The 20490-nt window shown below is 32.5% G+C and carries 17 protein-coding genes; 9 read left to right on the forward strand and 8 right to left on the reverse strand.

The window, feature by feature from the left end; genetic code table 11:
- Positions 1-22: 22 nt before the first annotated feature.
- Positions 23-1558, forward strand: coding sequence for a serine hydrolase domain-containing protein (locus HMPREF3058_RS05620; protein WP_070731205.1), 1536 nt, complete (start codon positions 23-25; stop codon positions 1556-1558).
- A 140-nt stretch (positions 1559-1698) separates the two neighbouring features.
- Positions 1699-2535 carry a membrane protein insertase YidC gene (yidC, locus tag HMPREF3058_RS05625; RefSeq protein WP_002447171.1) on the forward strand — a complete coding sequence of 279 codons (837 nt, stop codon included), beginning with the start codon at positions 1699-1701 and terminating at the stop codon, positions 2533-2535.
- A gap of 125 nt (positions 2536-2660) precedes the next feature.
- Here the strand turns inward: yidC and HMPREF3058_RS05630 are convergent, their stop codons facing one another.
- Together HMPREF3058_RS05630 and HMPREF3058_RS05635 are read right to left on the reverse strand one after the other, a co-directional pair.
- Entirely contained in the window at positions 2661-3593 is a 933-nt protein-coding gene (locus HMPREF3058_RS05630) for a 2-dehydropantoate 2-reductase (protein WP_002490639.1), read from the reverse strand.
- A gap of 418 nt (positions 3594-4011) precedes the next feature.
- Positions 4012-5412, reverse strand: coding sequence for an MFS transporter (locus tag HMPREF3058_RS05635; protein ID WP_002490590.1), 1401 nt, complete (start codon positions 5410-5412; stop codon positions 4012-4014).
- Positions 5413-5834: 422 nt separating this feature from the next.
- On the opposite strand from HMPREF3058_RS05635, the gene HMPREF3058_RS05640 reads away from it, so the two are divergent.
- From HMPREF3058_RS05640 to lrgB, 4 genes are all read left to right on the forward strand, one after another.
- Positions 5835-7610, forward strand: coding sequence for a sensor histidine kinase (locus HMPREF3058_RS05640; RefSeq protein WP_002475839.1), 1776 nt, complete (start codon positions 5835-5837; stop codon positions 7608-7610).
- Positions 7591-8349 carry a response regulator transcription factor LytR gene (locus tag HMPREF3058_RS05645; protein WP_002447167.1) on the forward strand — a complete coding sequence of 253 codons (759 nt, stop codon included), beginning with the start codon at positions 7591-7593 and terminating at the stop codon, positions 8347-8349. Before HMPREF3058_RS05640 ends, HMPREF3058_RS05645 begins: the two co-directional genes overlap by 20 nt.
- A gap of 143 nt (positions 8350-8492) precedes the next feature.
- On the forward strand, positions 8493-8942 hold the full coding sequence (gene lrgA / locus HMPREF3058_RS05650; RefSeq protein ID WP_002491083.1) for an antiholin-like murein hydrolase modulator LrgA: 450 nt from the start codon (positions 8493-8495) through the stop codon (positions 8940-8942).
- A 3-nt stretch (positions 8943-8945) separates the two neighbouring features.
- Positions 8946-9647 (forward strand): antiholin-like protein LrgB, encoded by a 702-nt coding sequence (lrgB, locus tag HMPREF3058_RS05655; protein ID WP_002491128.1) that lies wholly within the window; start codon positions 8946-8948, stop codon positions 9645-9647.
- A 181-nt stretch (positions 9648-9828) separates the two neighbouring features.
- Here the strand turns inward: lrgB and HMPREF3058_RS05660 are convergent, their stop codons facing one another.
- Genes HMPREF3058_RS05660 through HMPREF3058_RS05675 form a run of 4 tightly spaced genes read right to left on the reverse strand, consistent with a single transcriptional unit; the run spans position 9829 to position 13379 of the window.
- Complete coding sequence (locus tag HMPREF3058_RS05660) at positions 9829-10524, reverse strand: ABC transporter permease (protein ID WP_002447165.1); 696 nt, start codon at positions 10522-10524, stop codon at positions 9829-9831.
- Positions 10524-11468: an osmoprotectant ABC transporter substrate-binding protein gene (locus tag HMPREF3058_RS05665; RefSeq protein ID WP_002458157.1), complete on the reverse strand. Its 945-nt coding sequence runs from the start codon at positions 11466-11468 to the stop codon at positions 10524-10526. The genes HMPREF3058_RS05660 and HMPREF3058_RS05665 overlap by 1 nt, the downstream gene beginning before the upstream one ends.
- Before the next feature lie 16 nt (positions 11469-11484).
- Positions 11485-12120, reverse strand: a complete 636-nt coding sequence (locus HMPREF3058_RS05670; protein WP_001831629.1) for an ABC transporter permease — start codon at positions 12118-12120, stop codon at positions 11485-11487.
- Positions 12121-12122: 2 nt separating this feature from the next.
- Entirely contained in the window at positions 12123-13379 is a 1257-nt protein-coding gene (locus HMPREF3058_RS05675) for a betaine/proline/choline family ABC transporter ATP-binding protein (protein ID WP_002447162.1), read from the reverse strand.
- Between the two features lie 489 nt (positions 13380-13868).
- Between HMPREF3058_RS05675 and HMPREF3058_RS05680 the strand changes: the two genes are divergently transcribed.
- Entirely contained in the window at positions 13869-14921 is a 1053-nt protein-coding gene (locus HMPREF3058_RS05680) for a 2,3-butanediol dehydrogenase (RefSeq protein WP_002447161.1), read from the forward strand.
- A 64-nt stretch (positions 14922-14985) separates the two neighbouring features.
- Here the strand turns inward: HMPREF3058_RS05680 and HMPREF3058_RS05685 are convergent, their stop codons facing one another.
- The gene (locus HMPREF3058_RS05685) at positions 14986-15582 is read right to left on the reverse strand and encodes a YdeI/OmpD-associated family protein (RefSeq protein ID WP_002474814.1); all 597 of its coding nucleotides are present in this window, start codon (positions 15580-15582) and stop codon (positions 14986-14988) included.
- A gap of 183 nt (positions 15583-15765) precedes the next feature.
- Between HMPREF3058_RS05685 and HMPREF3058_RS05690 the strand changes: the two genes are divergently transcribed.
- Positions 15766-17445: an APC family permease gene (locus HMPREF3058_RS05690; protein WP_002490662.1), complete on the forward strand. Its 1680-nt coding sequence runs from the start codon at positions 15766-15768 to the stop codon at positions 17443-17445.
- Positions 17446-17760: 315 nt separating this feature from the next.
- A complete protein-coding gene (locus HMPREF3058_RS05695; RefSeq protein ID WP_002489495.1) occupies positions 17761-19116 on the forward strand; it encodes a carboxylesterase family protein in 1356 nt (451 codons plus the stop codon).
- 82 nt (positions 19117-19198) lie between these two features.
- Here HMPREF3058_RS05695 and HMPREF3058_RS05700 read toward each other — a convergent pair whose 3' ends face one another.
- Positions 19199-20377: an MFS transporter gene (locus HMPREF3058_RS05700; RefSeq protein WP_002489494.1), complete on the reverse strand. Its 1179-nt coding sequence runs from the start codon at positions 20375-20377 to the stop codon at positions 19199-19201.
- Positions 20378-20490: the final 113 nt, after the last annotated feature.

Below are 20490 nucleotides of genomic sequence, written 5' to 3' on the forward strand. Positions count from 1 at the left end.
AATTTAAAGTAGAGGATGCTTAATGAAGATAAAACTGTTTGTCATTGTTGTCATTTTTTTGATGACCATTTTATCTATAATTTCAATTACAACACGAGAAATTACACATAGTAAGAATGAGACGATATTGACACATGCTTCTCAAAAACATATTGATAAAATGGTTGAGACAGCAATGAAGAAAGGAGATATCCCCGGACTAGCAATATTAATCATCAAAGACAATAAAATCTTTTTAAATAAAGGATATGGTTATGCCAATATTGAAAAAAAAGCAAAGGTAAACCCACATACTCAATTTGAAATTGCATCCAATACTAAAGCTTTTACAGGTTATGCAATTCTACAATTAGTTCAAGAAGGAAAAATAAATTTAAATGACAAAGTAAGTACATTTATACCTGGATTTAAAATGAAGTATGAAGACAAAAAAATTGATATTACTATTGAACAGCTATTAGCTCAAACTAGTGGTATACCTGGAGATATCACTGAAGAAAATCGTTATTCTAAACAGTACGATAGTATTGAAAATATCGTTAATTTTGCAAAAGGAAAACGTCTGAACCATGCACCTGGAGAAACTTTTGAATATTCGAATATGAATTATGATATTTTAGGTCTTATTATTCAAAATGTTACCCATCAATCCTATACATCATACATCCAAAAGCATGTTTTAGCCCCTTTAAAAATGAAACATACCACTTTTAAAGTAAATAATACGAAAGCTAATAACGAAGCATTAGGTTACATATGGGAAGATAATGAAAATAAAGTTGCACAACCAGAGTTTAACATCGGTGATACGCCTGCAGCATATATGATGTCAAGTACAAGTGATTTAGCAAAGTGGGTCCAACTACAGATCCACCCTACTTCAAAATCACAAGCCCAGTTAATTCGTCAATCGCATCAGGTATTATCTAACTCATTAAATAGTGAGCCTAACGCAGATAGCTACGGTTCAGGATGGTTTATAAATACTGATGACCATCTCGTATTACATACCGGCGTTTTAGATAATTTCTCGTCACAAATTTTATTAAATATTCGTAAATCTTATGGCATTGTCGTATTAGCGAATACAAATTCAAGTCAAGTGACTCGTCTAGCGGAACATTTAAATACTCAAATTATGAATAATCGTCATTACACAACCATAGAAGAAAAAGTGAACCAAACGAAAAATATGCAACTTATCATTTCCACACTGGCCGATATATTCATGGCCATATTTAGTATCTTAGTTTTTAGTAAAATCTTAAAATTACGTGATGGTCACATCTTCATCCGTAAATGTTTACGAACTTCAATCATGTTCAGCATCATTTTGTTGGGATTTGTAGCAATAAGTATTCTTTTTTACCTACTTCCTTTGATAATATTAGGAGATGCAACTTGGGGGTTTGTTTTATCATGGTTACCTTTACATTCGAAATATTTAATTGTAAGTGTATATCTAGCCATAACCATGTTACTAATTTGGTTATCTTTATTAAGTATAACTTACCATTCTGATGAAAATAAAAAACATAAAACAACACCTAAGCATTAAAAAGCCACATTTAAGACATGCGATACACACCTAAGAATGACTTTGTTATTTTTAAATCATGCAATATTATACTATTTTGATGAACTTGAACATCATTTATCATAAAATTAATATAATTATTAACAAAAGGAAGTATCACTATGCATAAACGACTTTTCATCACTTTATTAGGTTTTATCATTTTACTAGCTGGATGCGATTATTCTAAAGAAGAGAACCAAACTGGTATATTTTATAACGTTTTTGTAAAATCTATGGATGAATTTCTTCATTTTCTTGGCAGAGTTTTTCAGGATAACTATGGCTTTGCTATTATATCTATTGTACTCATAGTTCGTTTCATCCTATTACCTTTCATGTTAATACAAGTTAAGAATATGCATATGATGCGCGAAAAAACAAAAGTCGTCCAACCAGAATTGGATGCTATAAGAGATAAAATGAAACACGCAACATCACAAGAAGAACGCAATGCAGCCAATCAATTGCTTTTGAAAAAGTATCAATCGTATGGGATTAATCCTTTAAAAAATATGTTAGGCTGTCTTCCTGTTCTTATACAAATGCCTATATTAATGGGTCTTTATATGAGTTTGAAGTACCCTTCGAGTCACGGAATTACTGAATACCCACACTTCTTATGGTTTGATTTAACGCAACCTGATTTGATTATGACAATAATCGCAGCAATCATGTATTTTGTTCAACCACTTGTAAACTCAATCCATTATCCAAAAGATCAAAGAAAAACTTATTATTTTATGATGGTGTTTTCACCGATATTCATAACATATGCATCTCTACATTCTGCTGCAGCTTTGGGCTTATATTGGAGTATAAGCGCTGCTTTTCTAATTGTGCAAATGCATTTTGCCCACTCTCACTATAAGAAAGTGGCACTACATGAAGCTAAAAAACTCAAACAAAAATTTGAGCATCATAAAGACAATAGTGAGTTATTAACTGAAGAGTCATAAAACAGCACGCTATAAACAATCTTGTAAAAATTGTTTATAGCGTGCTTTTCGTTCTCCACTATTAAATATGCCATGTTAATAATTTAAAAAGAGCTTGTAACTCAAACGATCCATATATTATTTTATCATTGTGCACCACGTTGATTTTCTTTAGCATGTACAAGATTTGTTACAAAATCATTTACAGGTGTAGCAATATGATTCTCTTTCCCTAATTTACTAACTGCTCCATTAATATAATCTATTTCAGTTGTTCGATTATCTTTAATTAAGTCTTGGTACATAGAAGGATAGTGTGGGCCTACTTTATCATTTAAAGCAATTAAGTAATCAAAAATCTCATCAACATTAAGATGAACATCATCAACTGTTGCAACATGAACAATTTCTTGTGTAATTTTATAGATCAAATTTTTAGCGTCATCACTATTATTCAGTGCTGCCAAATTACATTCAAGTATAGTACATAAAGAATTAGCTGTACCATTAACACATATTTTTTTCCAAATTGATTGATGTAAATGTTCACTTTTTACACCTTTTAATTCTGCATTTTGTAGCAGATTAACAATGATATCTACGCTTTCTTTTCCCTCGGGCACGAGACACCCAATTTCAACAGGACCTTGCCCCATTAAGTGCGTGTGGCCAGGTTGATCAATACCGGCAGTCCACGTTGTTACTCCACGTACAATTCTATCTATAGAAACATATTGTTGTATAAGACGTTCATGTTTCAAACCATTCATAGTGCACACAACAATCGTATTATCATGAAGATGGGGTTGAATATGACTAAGCACTTCTTCTAATTGCATAGATTTAGGAAATAGAAAAACAATATCATAGGACGTGTCTTTAGGAATTTCCGTTAGTCTATACATAGGTAACTTGAAATGATGTGCTTCACCATTAATATCGATATGTAGACCGTCCTGTTGTATTGTAGTAACTTGAGGTTCCCAATTATCAATTAAAGTGACGTCATAATCATGTTGAAACAACTTAGCACCAAATCCACTACCTAATGCGCCAGAACCTGCAATTGCTATTTTCATATATTCCATCTCCTTACAATTCTATATTGTTTTTAAAATACTACTTTACTACATACCAGTCAATATAATACGGTTATTTTGTAAGAATTTTCTGTTAATTAAGAATAAGTATTATCTTCTCAAACGTACATTGCTTACTCAACATTTTATTAGCACAGTAAATCGTTTCTTTGTTAATTTATTATTCAATTTCAGTTGCGTTTTTAAAATATGAGTAGAAATAGTTTCATATTGACTGGATTATCTCTTTTCTCTTTAACAAGAATTAGAATTTATAGACTTCTTCATACCTTTATTTTTACTGAGTTCTCGATGTCAATATAGAAAAATGTCTGAGACACCAGTGATGTCCCAGACACAAATTCATATTTTTCCATTTCAATATTAAAGATGAATTTAAAAGTTGATGACTATATTCTTATACATTAGATTGTTTTTTCGGTATTAAGAACAAAATAGATAGGAATGCTAATAATGCTATAAGCGCATTAAACATTACTCCAGTAAAACCACCTAAAGTCAGATTCAGTTGAGCTGCAAGTACGCTGTAAACTGTACTTGAGATGGCCACACCAAATGCATTTCCTAAAGATGATGCCATCTTATATACACCGGATGCGACGCCTACTTTATCATCTGGTGCTTGTGCAACAGCTGTATCCGTGGATGGTGTTGCATAAATACCTAAACCGGTACCAAATAATAAATAACCAACGACACTTGACGCTATATACCAAGCATTAGGTAAAAACGTCAAAGATAATAATATTAATCCTATGACGGTCAAGGCACTTCCGAGTAACAAAGGTCTTTTAGGTCCTAGCGATTGTAATATCATTTCACCCACACGTATCATAATTAATACTGCAACTAGATATGTAAGTGAGATATATCCAGTTTCCTGAGAGTTAAAATCTAATTTTTGCTGATAAAAAGTATTTACTACAATCAATGTACCACCAGCTACACCATTCAACATAAAGTTTGAAATCGTTGCACCTGTATAACCTTTGTTTTTAAAGATATCAAAATCGACAAGCGGTTGTTTAATTTTATTTTCGTAAATCACGAATATAATTAACGATATAACAAAAATTGCAATAAGTCCCAAAATAAATGGTGAGAACAAACCAAATTGAGAGGTTTGAGTTATTATCACATTAATACTTAACATGCTAACCACTAAGATGATTAAACCAATAACATCAAATTTCTTTTTCTCTGTCGGTTGATCTCCTATAGGCTCTGCTTTTGTTTCGGGAGTATGTTTAATGAGAAACATGGATAATATTGTCAGAATAATTGAAACAATAAAGATTGAGCGCCATCCAAGGTTAGTTGCCATTAAACCACCAAACAAAGTACAAACACCACTACCTCCCCATGAACCAATGGACCAGTAGCTTAATGCACGTTGTCGTGCTGTCCCAATATAATATTCATTAATGATTGCGAGTGTCGCTGGCATTATACACGCCGCTGACAATCCTTGAATAGCACGTCCAATAATCAATAAACTTGGTAATGGTGTAATAATGATTAAAACTGACCCAACAATATTAAGTGCTAAGCCTATGTATGTCATTTTTACTCTACCAATTTTATCTGCAATATCTCCTGCACCTACAATAAACAAACCAGAAAATAGTGCCGATAAGCTAACTGCTATATTAATGGTGCCAATATCACTATTGTATGATGATTGTAATGGCACGACTAGATTTACAAGTGATTGTGCAAATAACCAAAATGTAATAACCCCTAAAATAATCCCTAATAATAAGCGATTATCTCCCCTAAACTTTTGTGATGTATTCATCTATCACTTACTCCTTCACAATTAATTAGAAATCTCTAATAAGACTTATTTAATTACAATATCCATTTCTTATTTTACAAATCTTTTATTTGCTTTCTTCTAATATCATTTTTACATTAAGAAACTTTATCATATTTAGAACAACTTTTTAACTGAAATAAATATATGACTAAATCGTTTATCATTTTAATATTCATTCATCCTAGATATGTTTCTTTTTTAATTTCTTGTAATTTTTAGAAAATTTGTGAATATAGAAACTTATTCTACACTATCTAGTTTCAATTTTCCATACTATAATTGATTTAAACGTGTTTTCATATAAACTATAAATATATGAAACAAGCCAATGTAAGTGCTTTTATTTTTAATAAAAATATATTTCTTTTTTGGGATATTAAAACTAAATGAGGATTGACGTTATGCTTAATTTATTTATTTTATTACTTGAGCGCGTGGGATTAATTATTTTACTCGCATATATACTCATGAATATTAATCATTTTAAAACAATGATGAGCGAACGTGACAAATGGCGTTCAAAATTCCAACTAATCATTATTTTTGGTATATTCTCTATGATTTCTAATTTTACAGGAATTGAAATAGAAAATGGCCATATCGTATCTGGTGATATTTATTATCACTTGAGCAAAGATGCCTCAATGGCCAATACCCGTGTATTAACTATTGGTGTTTCTGGTCTAATAGGTGGACCGTGGGTAGCTATAATTGTAGGGATTATTTCAGGATTATGTCGTTTATATATTGGCGGGGCTGACGCATATACCTATCTCATTTCATCCATAGTTATCGCTATCATATCTGGTTACTTCGGTCATCAAACAATAAAACAAAATACATATCCGTCCATTAAAAAAGGTGCTATTATCGGTGCAATAACTGAAATTATTCAAATGAGCTGTATATTATTATTTACAAATAACTTACATCACGCAATTACATTAGTCAGTTTTATAGCACTACCGATGATTATCATTAATGGTTTGGGTACAGCCATATTTTTAACCATCATTTTGTCGACCATCAAGCAAGAAGAACAAATGCGTGCAGTCCAAACGCATGATGTATTACAACTCGCTAATGAAACACTACCTTACTTTCGATCTGGACTTAATGAAAAATCAGCCCAACAAGCTGCTGAAATTATTTTAAAATTAATGCAAGTGTCGGCGGTAGCTATTACAAATAAAAAAGATATTTTAACACATATTGGTGCAGGCAGTGACCATCACGTAGCACGTAAAGAGATTATTACAGATTTATCTAAAGAAGTGATTCAATCAGGAAAATTAAAAGTCGCTCATACGAGAGAAGGAATTGGATGTCACCATCCTAATTGCCCTCTTGAAGGAGCCATTGTCGTCCCTCTTTATATACATAACGAAATCGCAGGGACTTTAAAATTTTACTTCACTGATAACAATATTATTTCAACTTCAGACCAACAACTCGCAAAAGGCCTCGCTAATATATTTTCTTCACAGCTAGAACTAGGCCAAGCTGAAATGCAGGGACAATTGTTGAAAGACGCTGAAATTAAATCATTACAAGCACAAGTCAATCCACATTTCTTTTTTAATGCTATTAACACTATATCAGCACTAGTACGAATTGATAGTGAAAAAGCACGACGTTTACTGATTCAACTCAGTCAGTTCTTCCGCTCTAATCTTAATGGTGCACGTAATAATACAATTACTTTACAAAAGGAATTACAACAAGTAGCAGCATATTTATCCTTAGAGCAAGCACGTTATCCAAATAGATTTAACATACATTATCGAATTGATGATCAGTGTCAAGATGCGCTTATCCCACCTTTTATAATTCAAATATTAGTGGAAAATTCTATTAAACATGCATTTAAAAATCGTAAAGTGAATAATCATATTGATGTGAATGTTAGCATGAAACAAGACTACTTAAGTATATCTGTTCAAGATAATGGGCAAGGCATACCAGCTGATCAATTAGATATCATTGGATATACGACAGTGACGTCTACCACTGGTACTGGTAATGCCTTAGTCAATCTTAATAAAAGACTTACTGGACTATTTGGAACAACATCGGCACTAAACATTCAATCTTCTCAATCAGGCACGACTGTAAGTTGTTTAATTCCGTATAAATCTTCTAAGGAGGAACACTTTAATGAAAGCGTTAATCGTTGATGATGAGCCACTTGCAAGAAATGAATTACAATATCTTTTAAATCTTAATGATGCTATAGATGAAATTGAAGAAGCAGAAAACATAGAAGAAACATTGGAGAAGTTACTCTACAACACATTTGACTTAATATTCTTAGATATAAATTTAATGGATGAAAGTGGTATTGATTTAGCTCAAAAAATTAATAAAATGAAGCAATCACCACATATTATCTTTGCAACCGCTCACGAGAAATTCGCAGTCAAAGCTTTTGAATTAAATGCAACCGATTATATACTAAAACCTTTTGAAAAAGATCGTATTAATCAAGCTGTAAATAAAGTTGGCATGGCTAAAGATAAATCAAAAAACAAAGATAAAACTATCACACCTAAATATATTGATTATAGTGATGATGAGCACGCTCAAACACATGTACTACCAATTGAAGTGGATGAACGTATTCACATCTTAAATTTCACAGACATTATCGCATTATCTGTTAATAATGGGATTACTACGATAGATACAACAAAACAAAGTTATGAAACGACCGAAACACTTAATCATTACGAGAAAAAACTACCTTCCTCACTATTTATTAAAATACATCGCGCTACTATCGTTAATAAAGAACATATCCAAACAATAGAACATTGGTTTAATTATACATATCAGCTGACGTTAACCCATGAATTTAAATATCAAGTTAGTCGTTCTTATATGAAGACTTTTAAACAACAACTCGGTCTTCAATAAAATTTAAATCATGCTTTATGAATTTCACCTTTAAAATGGTGCACCTCACCCTAAAATATTTGTAAGTGAGCTATGAAACTACATATAGTAAACGCTTTCATTCTATAATATAACCATGAAGAAAACAGAGGGGAATGGTTATTTTGGAACAAACGCATCTCGTTAAAAACAAAGCGGTTGATAACAAGAAGTCAATGAAATACAGTATTTTTCAACAAGCATTAACGATTGCAGTGATTTTACTTATATCAAAAATTATTGAATCATTTATGCCTATACCAATGCCAGCTTCAGTCATTGGACTCGTACTATTATTTATCGCATTGTGTACAGGCATTGTGAAATTAGGTCAAGTTGAGACTGTGGGAACTGCATTAACCAATAATATTGGATTCCTATTCGTACCAGCTGGTATTTCAGTCATTAACTCTTTACCAATCCTTAAGCAAAGCCCTATTTTAATTATTTTACTTATTATTATTTCAACACTTTTATTATTAATTAGTACTGGCTTTGCGTCACAATTATTAGTGACGAAATCACTTTTCCCTTCTAAAGAGAAAAATGAAGAAACAAGTCACATAGGAGGGTAATCAATGATTGAACATTTAGGAATCAATACACCTTATTTTGGGATATTAGTATCATTAATACCATTTGTCATATCGACTTATTTTTATAAAAAAACGAATGGTTTCTTTTTACTAGCACCTTTATTCGTAAGTATGGTTGCAGGTATTGCTTTTTTGAAATTGACAGGAATTAGTTATGAGAATTATAAAATCGGTGGCGACATTATTAATTTCTTTCTAGAACCAGCTACAATATGCTTTGCGATTCCTTTATATCGCAAGCGCGAAGTATTAAAAAGATATTGGTTACAAATATTTGGTGGTATAGCTGTTGGTACAATTATTGCCTTGTTATTAATTTATCTTGTTGCAATAACATTCCAATTTGGCAATCAAATTATAGCATCTATGCTACCTCAAGCTGCAACGACAGCAATTGCATTACCTGTATCTGACGGTATCGGTGGTGTCAAAGAATTAACCTCACTCGCAGTTATTTTAAATGCAGTTGTCATTTCTGCTTTAGGTGCTAAAATAGTTAAATTATTTAAAATATCTAACCCTATTGCCAGAGGACTTGCACTAGGGACGAGTGGACACACTTTAGGTGTCGCGGCAGCTAAAGAATTGGGTGAGACTGAAGAATCAATGGGAAGTATTGCAGTTGTCATCGTTGGCGTTATTGTTGTAGCAGTAGTTCCTATCCTTGCTCCAATCTTATTATAATTACCCAAAACTATAAATATATCTAAAATACCCCTGAAAACTAAATATATTAAACAAACAATGCCTGGAACATTATTTTGTGTTCCAGGCATTGTTAATGTATAAGCAACTGTTGACTAAAATAATCTCTGTTTCAGTCACTGTCTATGCTTTTTATATTAATTAAGTTTATTGATATCTATTAACGTAATTTTTGTACTTGATGTTTTTGCATTGAATCTTTTTTGTTTTTACGAGTAGGATCTAAACGTTTTTCTAGATAACGTAATCCTATATCTATAATAATTGCTATTAAAGCAATTGGTATGGCACCTGCTAAGATGAATGTTGTTCCATCTGTTGAATTTGTACCACGAATAATAATATCACCTAGTGTTGGAGCACCGATAAATGACCCAATCGCTACTATTCCGATAGCAACAACAAGTGCAATTCTAACACCACCAATAATAACAGATAAAGATAATGGTAACTCTATCATTCTTAATATTTGGTTCCCCGTCATTCCCATACCTTTACCAGCATCTTTAATATTTTCATCAACTTCTACAATACCAGTATAAGTATTTTTAATAATAGGTAATAACGAATACAGGAATACAGTTACAACAACAGTTGTTGGTCCTAATCCCATAGCCAACATAAGTATGGCCAACATAGCGATTGCTGGAACAGTTTGTATAATATTTGCAATTGTAATCACCGGCCACGATAAACGTCTATACTTAGCTATGAAAATACCAATAGGAATTCCAATTATACAAGCAAACAACACACCATATACCGACATTAATAGATGTTTGAAGAACAGTTCTAGAAGAAAGGCCCAGTTCAGTGAGTAATATTCGATGATTGAATGTAACAAATTACCTTTCATTACTTATGACCACCTTTCTTTTCTTCAAAGTAATGATGTTTCTTTAAATATTCTTCAGCTATCACTGCAGGTTCCTTACCTTTTCCATCCGCTTCATAATTTAACTTCTGCATTTCTTCTGTTGAGATTTTACCTTCTAATTTTTTTAGTGCCTTATCGATTTCTGGATTATCCTTTATTAATTGTTCATTTGCAAGTGGACTACCGTCATAAGGCGGGAAGAATTTACGATCATCTTCCAATATTTTCAAATCATAAGCTGCAATACGTCCATCTGTTGAATACCCAACTGCTACATCTAATTTATTATTTTTTAATGCATCATATACTAAACCAATTTGCATTGGACGCGCACTATCAAATTTAAATCCATAATCTTTAACAAAAGCTGGATATCCATCACCTGCACGGTTCATCCATTGGGTATCCATTCCAAGACGTAGTTCATCTTTATATTTCTCTAAATCTGATACTTTTTCTAAGTGATACTTTTTAGCCGTTTCTTTTGTCACCATGAATGCGTATGTATTCGCAAACCCAAGTGAATGATAAAACTTTTCATCATATTTCTTTTTAAATAAGCGTTGTGTTTCAGACATGGCTTTTTCAGGATCTTTAGTAGGTTTAGCTGCTAATACACTCGTCAATTCAGTACCTGTGTATCGTACAGCTGACATATTTGCATCTCCTCGTTGTAACGCATTATGTTGAATAATGCTAGAACCTAGGTTCCCAATCAACGTCGGTTTGATTTTTCCATCAGTTTCATGTTCAATTAATAATTTTTCCATATGACCTATAATCTTAGTTTCACTTGTTTCAGTCGTTGTAATTTTCACATCATCTTTTGCATTTCCATCACCTAAGCCTGGTAAACTGCATCCAGATAACACGATGAGAGATAATGCAACCAGAATCAGTGTATAGTTAAAATACTTCTTCAATGTCAATTCCTCCCATTTATCTAGATACTTTTAATCCTTTAGGTACAACCCATTTTTCAACTAATGAAAGTATAAAGTCAATAACTAATGCTAATAAAGTAACAACAATCGCTGCACTAATAATCATAGGTGGTTGATAGAGATTTAATCCATTAAATACAAGATCCCCAAGTCCACCCGCACCTACATAACTTGCGAGAGTTGCCCAACTAATGACGTATACACTTGATAGACGAATACCACTAATAATAAGTGGTAAAGCTAAAGGCATCTCAACATCTTTCATTAATTGAAATTTAGTCATTCCCATACTTTGACCAGCTTGAATAACATTTTTATCGATATTTTTAACACCTAATACTGTATTATTTAAAATTGGTAATAATACATAGATAAATAATGCAACAATAGCTGGTGTTTTTCCTACTCCAAATATTGGAATCATGATGGCTAACACAGCCAAAGTAGGAATGGTTTGAAGCACGCCAGCAACTGTTAATACCACATTAGCAGTGCGTTGCGTTTTCGATAATAAAATACCTAAAGGGACAGCTACTACAATCGCTAACAATAATGCAAACATAGAAATATAAAAATGTTCTACCGCTTTCGATAAAAGTTGGCTACCGTATTCTTGTAAGAATGCTTTCATTATTAATCCTCACCTCTATGTTGAGCATCATGATAATCATTCACATCTTCATTTACGTTTGTTCGTGCATCAGTTTGATTTTGCGGTAAATCATGATTATTTTCATCTGAGCTTTCAATTGGGCTCTCATGACTATCAGAATCTTCTTCGCCCCAAATTGAGTCATACACAATATCGACTAAGTTTGCACGTGTAATTAAACCAATGAGATGTTCATCATTATCGACGACAGGTACATTTCTAACATTACGTTTTAGAATTGTACGCACAGAGTCTTGTAATTTTGAATTGATATGTACTTTGTAAACATCCCTTTGCATGGTATCAATTAATTCTTTACGCGCACGTAATCCTTGATTGATATCTTCAATATCTAAAAATCCTAATAATTTATTTTGATTATTGACTACAAAAATAGTGTCTACACGACGTGTTCTCATAATATCTACAGCATCATTCAATGAATCATCTGCTTTAACAGTGACGGGTTTGATCATAGCACTTTCTACAGATTTCATATTAGGACGATCCTGAATCAAGCGATTTTGCCCAATAAAATCTCTAACAAAGTCATTTGCTGGATATCGTAAAATATTGTCAGGTGTATCGTATTGAACGACTTTTCCCTTAGACATAATACATATTTTGTCTGCTAATTTGATGGCCTCATCCATATCATGAGTGACAAAAATAAATGTTTTTCCTAATTTTTGTTGTAATTCCTTTACTAAATCTTGTAATGTATCGCGTGTAATAGGGTCTAATGCACCAAAAGGTTCATCCATTAATATAATATCTTGTTCAGCTGCTAAAGCGCGTACAACACCAATTCGTTGTTGTTGCCCTCCTGATAATTCAGCTGGATAACGATCTAAATATTCTTCAGGTAAATCTACCAGTTTAATAAGTTCTTTAGCTTTTTCATCTTTCTTCTCTTTAGACCATTTTAAAAGTTTAGGTACTAAAACAATATTTTCTCGAATAGTCATATGTGGCATCAAACCAATTTGTTGAATGACATAACCGATACTTCTCCGCAATTCAACAGGATTCATATTACGGACATCTTTTCCATTCATCATAATCTGGCCATCTGTCGCCTCAATCATACGATTAATCATGCGTAGTGCAGTTGTTTTACCACTACCACTCGTCCCAATAAAAGCGATAAATTCACCAGATTGAATATCCAAAGAAATATTATCTACCGCTTTTTTATTCCCTGAATAAATCTTGGTTAAGTTTTTAATACTTAACATAATTGTCTTCCCCTTCCTATATAAAGAATGTCTTGTTCCATGACCTAAAAAAAGACCTCTGATGCAATTGTTAAACAAATAATGACTAAAGTTAAACAAAAGACAAAGGCCTTTGCTTATATATTTTTACGTTAAATTAATAGTCTTAAACATTAACCATTAATATGCTATACATGAAAACAGAGACAGATACTAATATATACCCAATGAGTTGAAAATAAACACTTTTCACAGAATTTTTATAATTATTTCTATGTTAAAAAAATTATAAATTAAGAAATCTACGGTTGTTTATGTAAATGATTCACTATCTACGAATTAAAAGTTTAATTTTTATAATATTGTGAAAAATATCACATTATATGTCGGTGTTCTCTTGAAAACAGAGCATTTTAGTATTATGCTCAAAATGTAATAAGAATTATTACATCACATTAAAGACTGATATTCATATTTTGCAGTCAAATTTATATTTAAGGGGTTTTTATTATGAAAGCAGCAGTATGGTATGGACAAAAGGATGTACGCGTTGAAGATCGCGAACCCAAAGTAATAAAAGACAATGAAGTTCAAGTTAAAGTCTCTTGGGCTGGTATCTGTGGTACAGATTTACATGAATATTTAGAAGGACCTATTTTTATTTCAACTGATCAACCGGACCCACTACTTGGTCAAACTGCACCTGTGACTCTAGGTCATGAATTTTCTGGTGTCGTAGAAAATGTTGGTAAAGACGTATCACGTTTTAAAAAAGGGGATCGTGTGGTAGTTAATCCAACAGTGTCTAGAAGAGAAAAGCCGGAAAATGTTGACTTATATGATGGTTATTCATTTATAGGACTAGGTTCTGATGGTGCGTTTGCCGAATTTACCAATGCTCCTGAAACAAATGTTTACCATCTACCAGATAATGTTTCAGCACGAGAAGGTGCTCTTGTAGAACCAACAGCAGTTGCTGTCCAAGCAGTTAAAGAAGGCGAATTATTATTCGGTGATACTGTAGCGGTATTTGGCGCTGGGCCAATTGGTTTGTTAACTATTGTTGCAGCAAAAGCTGCTGGTGCAAGTAAAATATTTGTCTTTGACTTATCAGAAGAACGTTTAGCGAAAGCTAAAAGTGTGGGTGCGACTCACGTGTATAACTCAGGTAACGTCGATCCAGTACAAACAGTTTATGAACATACTGACAACGGTGTAGATGTGTCATTTGAAGTTGCTGGTGTAGGTATTACTTTACAACAATCTATTGAAGTAACACGTCCACGTGGTACTGCTGTCATCGTATCAATCTTCGGTCATCCCGTAGAATTCAATCCATTATTACAAATGAATAAAGGTGTCAAATTAACAACTACAATTGCTTATACACCAACTACATTCCAACAAACAATAGATTTAATCGCTAATGGTAGCTTAAATGTTAAAGATGTCGTAACAGATCAAATTGAATTAGAGAATATTGTTGAAAGTGGCTTCAATCAACTTGTAAACGATAAATCTCAAGCTAAAATTTTAGTGCGTTTAAATGGAGACCAAAAATAATTCTAAACAGAATATCATTCATTTTATGCAAAAAGGTTGGGGTAATCCCAACCTTTTTGTATATCTATTTATCGTTCATGCCCTTACCTTGTAGTATAGCGTTAATATATTTATCAATACGATTATATCGCGTCTGACTACGTTTAGCCTGTGAAAAATAATATAGATATTGATGTTGACGTCCTGGCGTTAATTGATAAAATGCTTCTTTTAAACGGGGGAACTCTTCAAATTTTTGTTGTAGCTCCTCAGGTACTTCATAATCTTCATTCTTTTTCATTGGTACATTTTTACCAGCTTTTTCAGTTTTAATTGCTTCATTCAAGTAGTATTTTATTTCATCTTTACGCTTTTCTATTTCTTCTAAACTGTTAAAACGTAATTGTCGTGCTGCTTGTACTCTTTCAGTTTGTTGAATCAATGTGTGATACTTATCTTCAAGTATTGCTCCTTTTTGAAAAAGCAACGCTACATAACCTTTAAATCCATGTATTAGCACAACATTTTTATTGTTTATCGTATAACAAGGATGCATCCATTTATAATTTTCCTCAAGTTCAGTTTCATTAAAAATTAAATTTCTCAAAAATTTATAACAATCTTGCCATTGGCTTTCTTTAGCTAAAAATTGATCAACTTGCTCATTTTTTTGTTTATTCATTCATTACTACACCTCTTTTAATTAACATTACCTTCTCATATTATATATATGTTATTTATTGATATTTAATTAAACAATATTAATTGTATTATTACAAAAATTTAGTTTGACTAATGTTTTAACTAGCGTATAATTATAGCGTAATATTTTTGTTGATTATTCAACATATATAAAGGAGTATTTATGAAAAATAAAAACAAATCAAAAAGTAATAAGATAAGCCTTTCTCAACTTGTCCTCCTTGGTCTTGGTTCATTAATAGGATCAGGTTGGTTATTTGGAGCGTGGGAGGCATCTTCAATGGCCGGTCCAGCCGCCATCATTTCCTGGGTTATCGGTTTCTTAGTCATTGGAACGATTGCCTATAACTATATTGAGATAGGAACTATGTTCCCTCAATCAGGCGGTATGAGTAACTATGCACAGTATACTCACGGCTCATTACTTGGTTTTATTGCAGCATGGGCGAACTGGGTATCATTAGTAACAATTATCCCTATTGAAGCAGTGTCTGCTGTTCAATATATGAGTTCTTGGCCATGGGATTGGGCTAAACCAATGGGATCTTTAATGAAGGATGGCTCAATCAGTACTTACGGTTTGATCGCTGTTTACATCATTATTGCAATCTTTTCATTATTAAACTATTGGTCAGTAAAATTATTAACATCATTTACAAGTTTAATTTCAGTATTCAAATTAGGTGTCCCTATTTTAACCATAATTATGTTAATGGTTTCCGGTTTTGATACAGGTAATTATGGACACTCTATCGGTACATTTATGCCTTACGGAAGTGCACCTATTTTTGCTGCAACAACAACATCTGGAATTATCTTCTCATTTAATGCATTCCAGACAATTATTAACATGGGATCAGAGATTAAGAATCCAGAGAAAAACATCGCACGTGGGATTGTTATTTCACTTACATTAAGTGCTATATTATATATTGTTTTACAAAGTACGTTCATTACATCAATGCCAAGTTCGATGTTGCATGAACATGGATGGAGCGGTATCAATTTCAATTCACCATTTGCAGATATGGCAATTTTATTAGGTCTTAACTGGTTAGCGATATTACTTTATATGGAAGCAGTTGTGTCACCGTTTGGTACTGGAGTTTCTTTTGTTGCCGTTACTGGACGTGTGTTACGCGCTATGGAAGAAAATGGGCATATTCCTAAATTCTTAGGTAAAATCAATAAAAAGTATAATATCCCACGTGTTGCCATTGCATTTAATGCAATTATCAGTATGATTATGGTGACATTGTTCCGCGACTGGGGTACACTAGCTGCAGTTATTTCTACTGCAACATTAGTTGCATATTTAACTGGTCCAACAACGGTTATTTCATTGCGTAAAATGGCACCAAAAATGACTCGTCCATTCAAAGCTAATATTTTAAAATTTATGGCACCTTTATCCTTTGTTTTAGCATCATTAGCTATCTATTGGGCAATGTGGCCAACAACAGCAGAAGTTATTTTAATTATTATTTTAGGTTTACCTATTTATTTCTTCTATGAATATAAAATGAATTGGAAGAATACTAAAAAACAAATTGGCGGAAGCTTATGGATTATTATCTATCTTATTGTTCTCGCATTCTTATCATTTATTGGAAGTAAAGAGTTCAAAGGCTTAAATTGGATTCACTATCCATGGGATTTCTTAGTCATCGTAATCGTTGCTTTAATCTTCTATCAACTAGGTACGACAAGTTACTTTGAAAGTATTTATTTCAAACGTGCAAACAAGTTGAATAAGAAAATGGGTGACAAATTGCGTAAAACACGAAAAAAAGCGCGTCATAAAGATTGGAAAGAACGCGATAGACAAGAACAAAATCAATAAGACGACAGCTTATAGAATATAAAATATTTATAATAAAAGCTTGGGACTATCATCATTGTCTCAAGCTTTTTAATATACCAGTAATTATGAATTAAATTCAAAAGTTCATATAATTCTATCTGATATCATTCGTTAAATATTCAGTTATACACTTAATATCATTTTTATTTCGTTTGTAAATTTAATTCTTCAACACATTATTCAAGTCAATCATCAACAATTCTTTTCCCTTAATTAATTGGTCACATTTCATCTACATATTATTTTTCATGTTATAGTTAAGCTACGACTTTATATGTAAAGGTGTGTTCAAACATGGTTCAAGTCAAGATAGGTAACTGTACCATCAATGGCTTACACAAAAAGAATATTGATGCATTCTTAGGTATCCCATATGCCAAACCATTCAATAAGATATCTCGATTCCAACATTCAAAGCTTATGGAACTAAGCGAACCAATGATTGATGCAACTCATATTCAATCTATCCCACCACAACCCTACAATTCACTTGAAGACTTTTTTTCAATGACAGATTCATCGTTTAATTCTTTTAAACAAAATGATTATTGCCTATTTTTAAATATTTGGAAACCATCATCCAATCAAAATCATTTACCTGTAGTGATTTACTTTTATGGTGGTAGTTTTCTTCAAGGACATGGTACAGCTGAACTATATTGTCCTGAACACATAGTAGAACAAGAAAATATAATAGTAGTTACTTTTAATTATCGCTTAGGTGCACTCGGTTACCTAGATTGGTCTTATTTTAATCAACATTTGAACTATAATAATGGGATTTCTGATCAAATTAACGTTTTAAAATGGGTACATCAATATATCGAACATTTTGGCGGTGATCCAAATAACGTGACACTAATAGGTCAATCTGCGGGTAGTATGAGTATCATGACATTAATGCAAATGCCTGAACTTGATGATTATTATCATAAAGTAATGTTATTAAGTGGAACGTTAACAACTGATACACCACTCAATGCACATACTAAAGTACAACATTTTTCACAACTCATGAGACATTATTTTCCTAATAAAACACTTAAGACACTTACCAGTGATGACATTTTATATCTAATGGAGTCTCAAAAAATAGAGCGCGGAAGATCTCGTGGACTTGATTTGATTTATCAACCTATTAAAGATCATCATATGTCACGATCCATTAAAAAATTCTCAAAGCCGACATTCATGAGTTATACACACGATGAAGGTGATATTTATATTGAAGACGCAACACGCACTTTACCTTCTGAACGTTTTATTCACTTGATGACTCAATATGGTGCACACGTCGAAAAAATTGATGTCATTACAATGAAACAACAAAGAAATTTAATAACAGAGCATTGTTTTGTTCGTCCGACTTATCTATTTTTAAATCAAATGAATAGTTGCGACACTTGGCTAGCACGTTTTGATTGGCATCAACCCCATACCTCCTACTTTAAAAGTGCATATCATATATTGGATTTAGTATTTTGGTTTGGTCACCTCTCTATTTTGACTAAAAATCATTATTCTGTAACCCAACATGATATGAATTTAAGTCGTAACATGATATCTGACTTAGCTTATTTTGCCCGAAAAGGTAGGATGCCATGGAAATGTTATGAACCTCAACATCAAGCGTTACATATCTATAAATAAAGACTGGAAAAGGCACTGATAACATACACAAATCTAATATCATAAAGATACTTCTAAGTGCTATCGTGCAAACCTTTTCCAGTCATAAATTTTTAGCATAGTGTCTATTTTTTAAAGTGAATACAATGATAAGACTAATTAAACCTATCAATGCACTAGTATAAGTAACATATTTCACTGATAAATGTGTCATAACGAGTCCACCTACGATTCCGCCAACGCCAATACCGGCATTGAGACTCGACATATTCCAACTCATCACTTGGCTTGTATCACCTTCGACGTGTTCAATAATACCGCTTTGAATAGCTGGATTTGTACTCCACTGCATTAAATTCCACATAAATAAGCCGACTAATAATAAGCCTGTTCCTGGTAATAATAAATTAAGAATTATCATCATTATTATAAATATTGAAATCGAAATTATTAACCAACGCTTACTAGTAAACTTATCAGATAAAACACCGCCTAATGAAGTACCGATCACACCTGCTACACCATTAACAAGCAGTGCTAAAGACACAAAAGACATTTCATGTCCATTGGATAAAATTAATGGATTAATAAAGACGAATGTTACAGAATTAGCAACCAGTACTAAAAATGTAATCATCAGATATTTAATAACCTCACGAGGTCTTATGACGCTTGAGCCAGTTTGTGATTCAATACTAGCTGAACGAAGTGTTTGATTTGAATGTGACAATTCATCTTCTTTTGGTAGATATATTAACATCAAAATACCAACAAATACACTTACAACAATAATAAATAAAAATGTAAATCGCCATCCTACCCAGTCGCCAATCACTGTACCGATGGGAACACCAAAGACATTCGCCCCACTAAAACCTGTATAAACGATGCCAATCATTTTACCTCTGTTTTTTGCTGATGTGAGCATCGCCGTGAGTGCTAAAACTTTCACAATAATGAGTGAAGCTGCGGCAGAAGATAAAATACGTCCTACAACTATTATTGCAAAATGAGGCGCAATGGCAATCATACCATTCCCGAAGATAAAGATAATTAACGTCCATAATAATACTGATCGCGAAGCAAACCGATGAGTCAATTTCACTAATAACGGACCACATATCGCAAAGGTAAGCGCGTACAACGTCACCAGTTGCCCGACCACCGCTTCAGAAACATGAAGATCTTGACTCATTAAATTCATAATACCTGCAACCATCATCTCAACCATACCTACGATAAAAACACTTAATATAAATGTTGTTGTGCGTGCGACAGTCATAATATCTAGATGCCCCTTTCAAAGTAATGACGTAACTATTGATTTTGACTAAAATAAAACAGCTACAAACTTATCATTGTTTATAACTGTTTTATTATATAATATTTAAAGCT

Origin of the sequence: Staphylococcus sp. HMSC068G11 (genome assembly GCF_001815825.1) — a bacterium.
Classification (GTDB): domain Bacteria; phylum Bacillota; class Bacilli; order Staphylococcales; family Staphylococcaceae; genus Staphylococcus; species Staphylococcus epidermidis.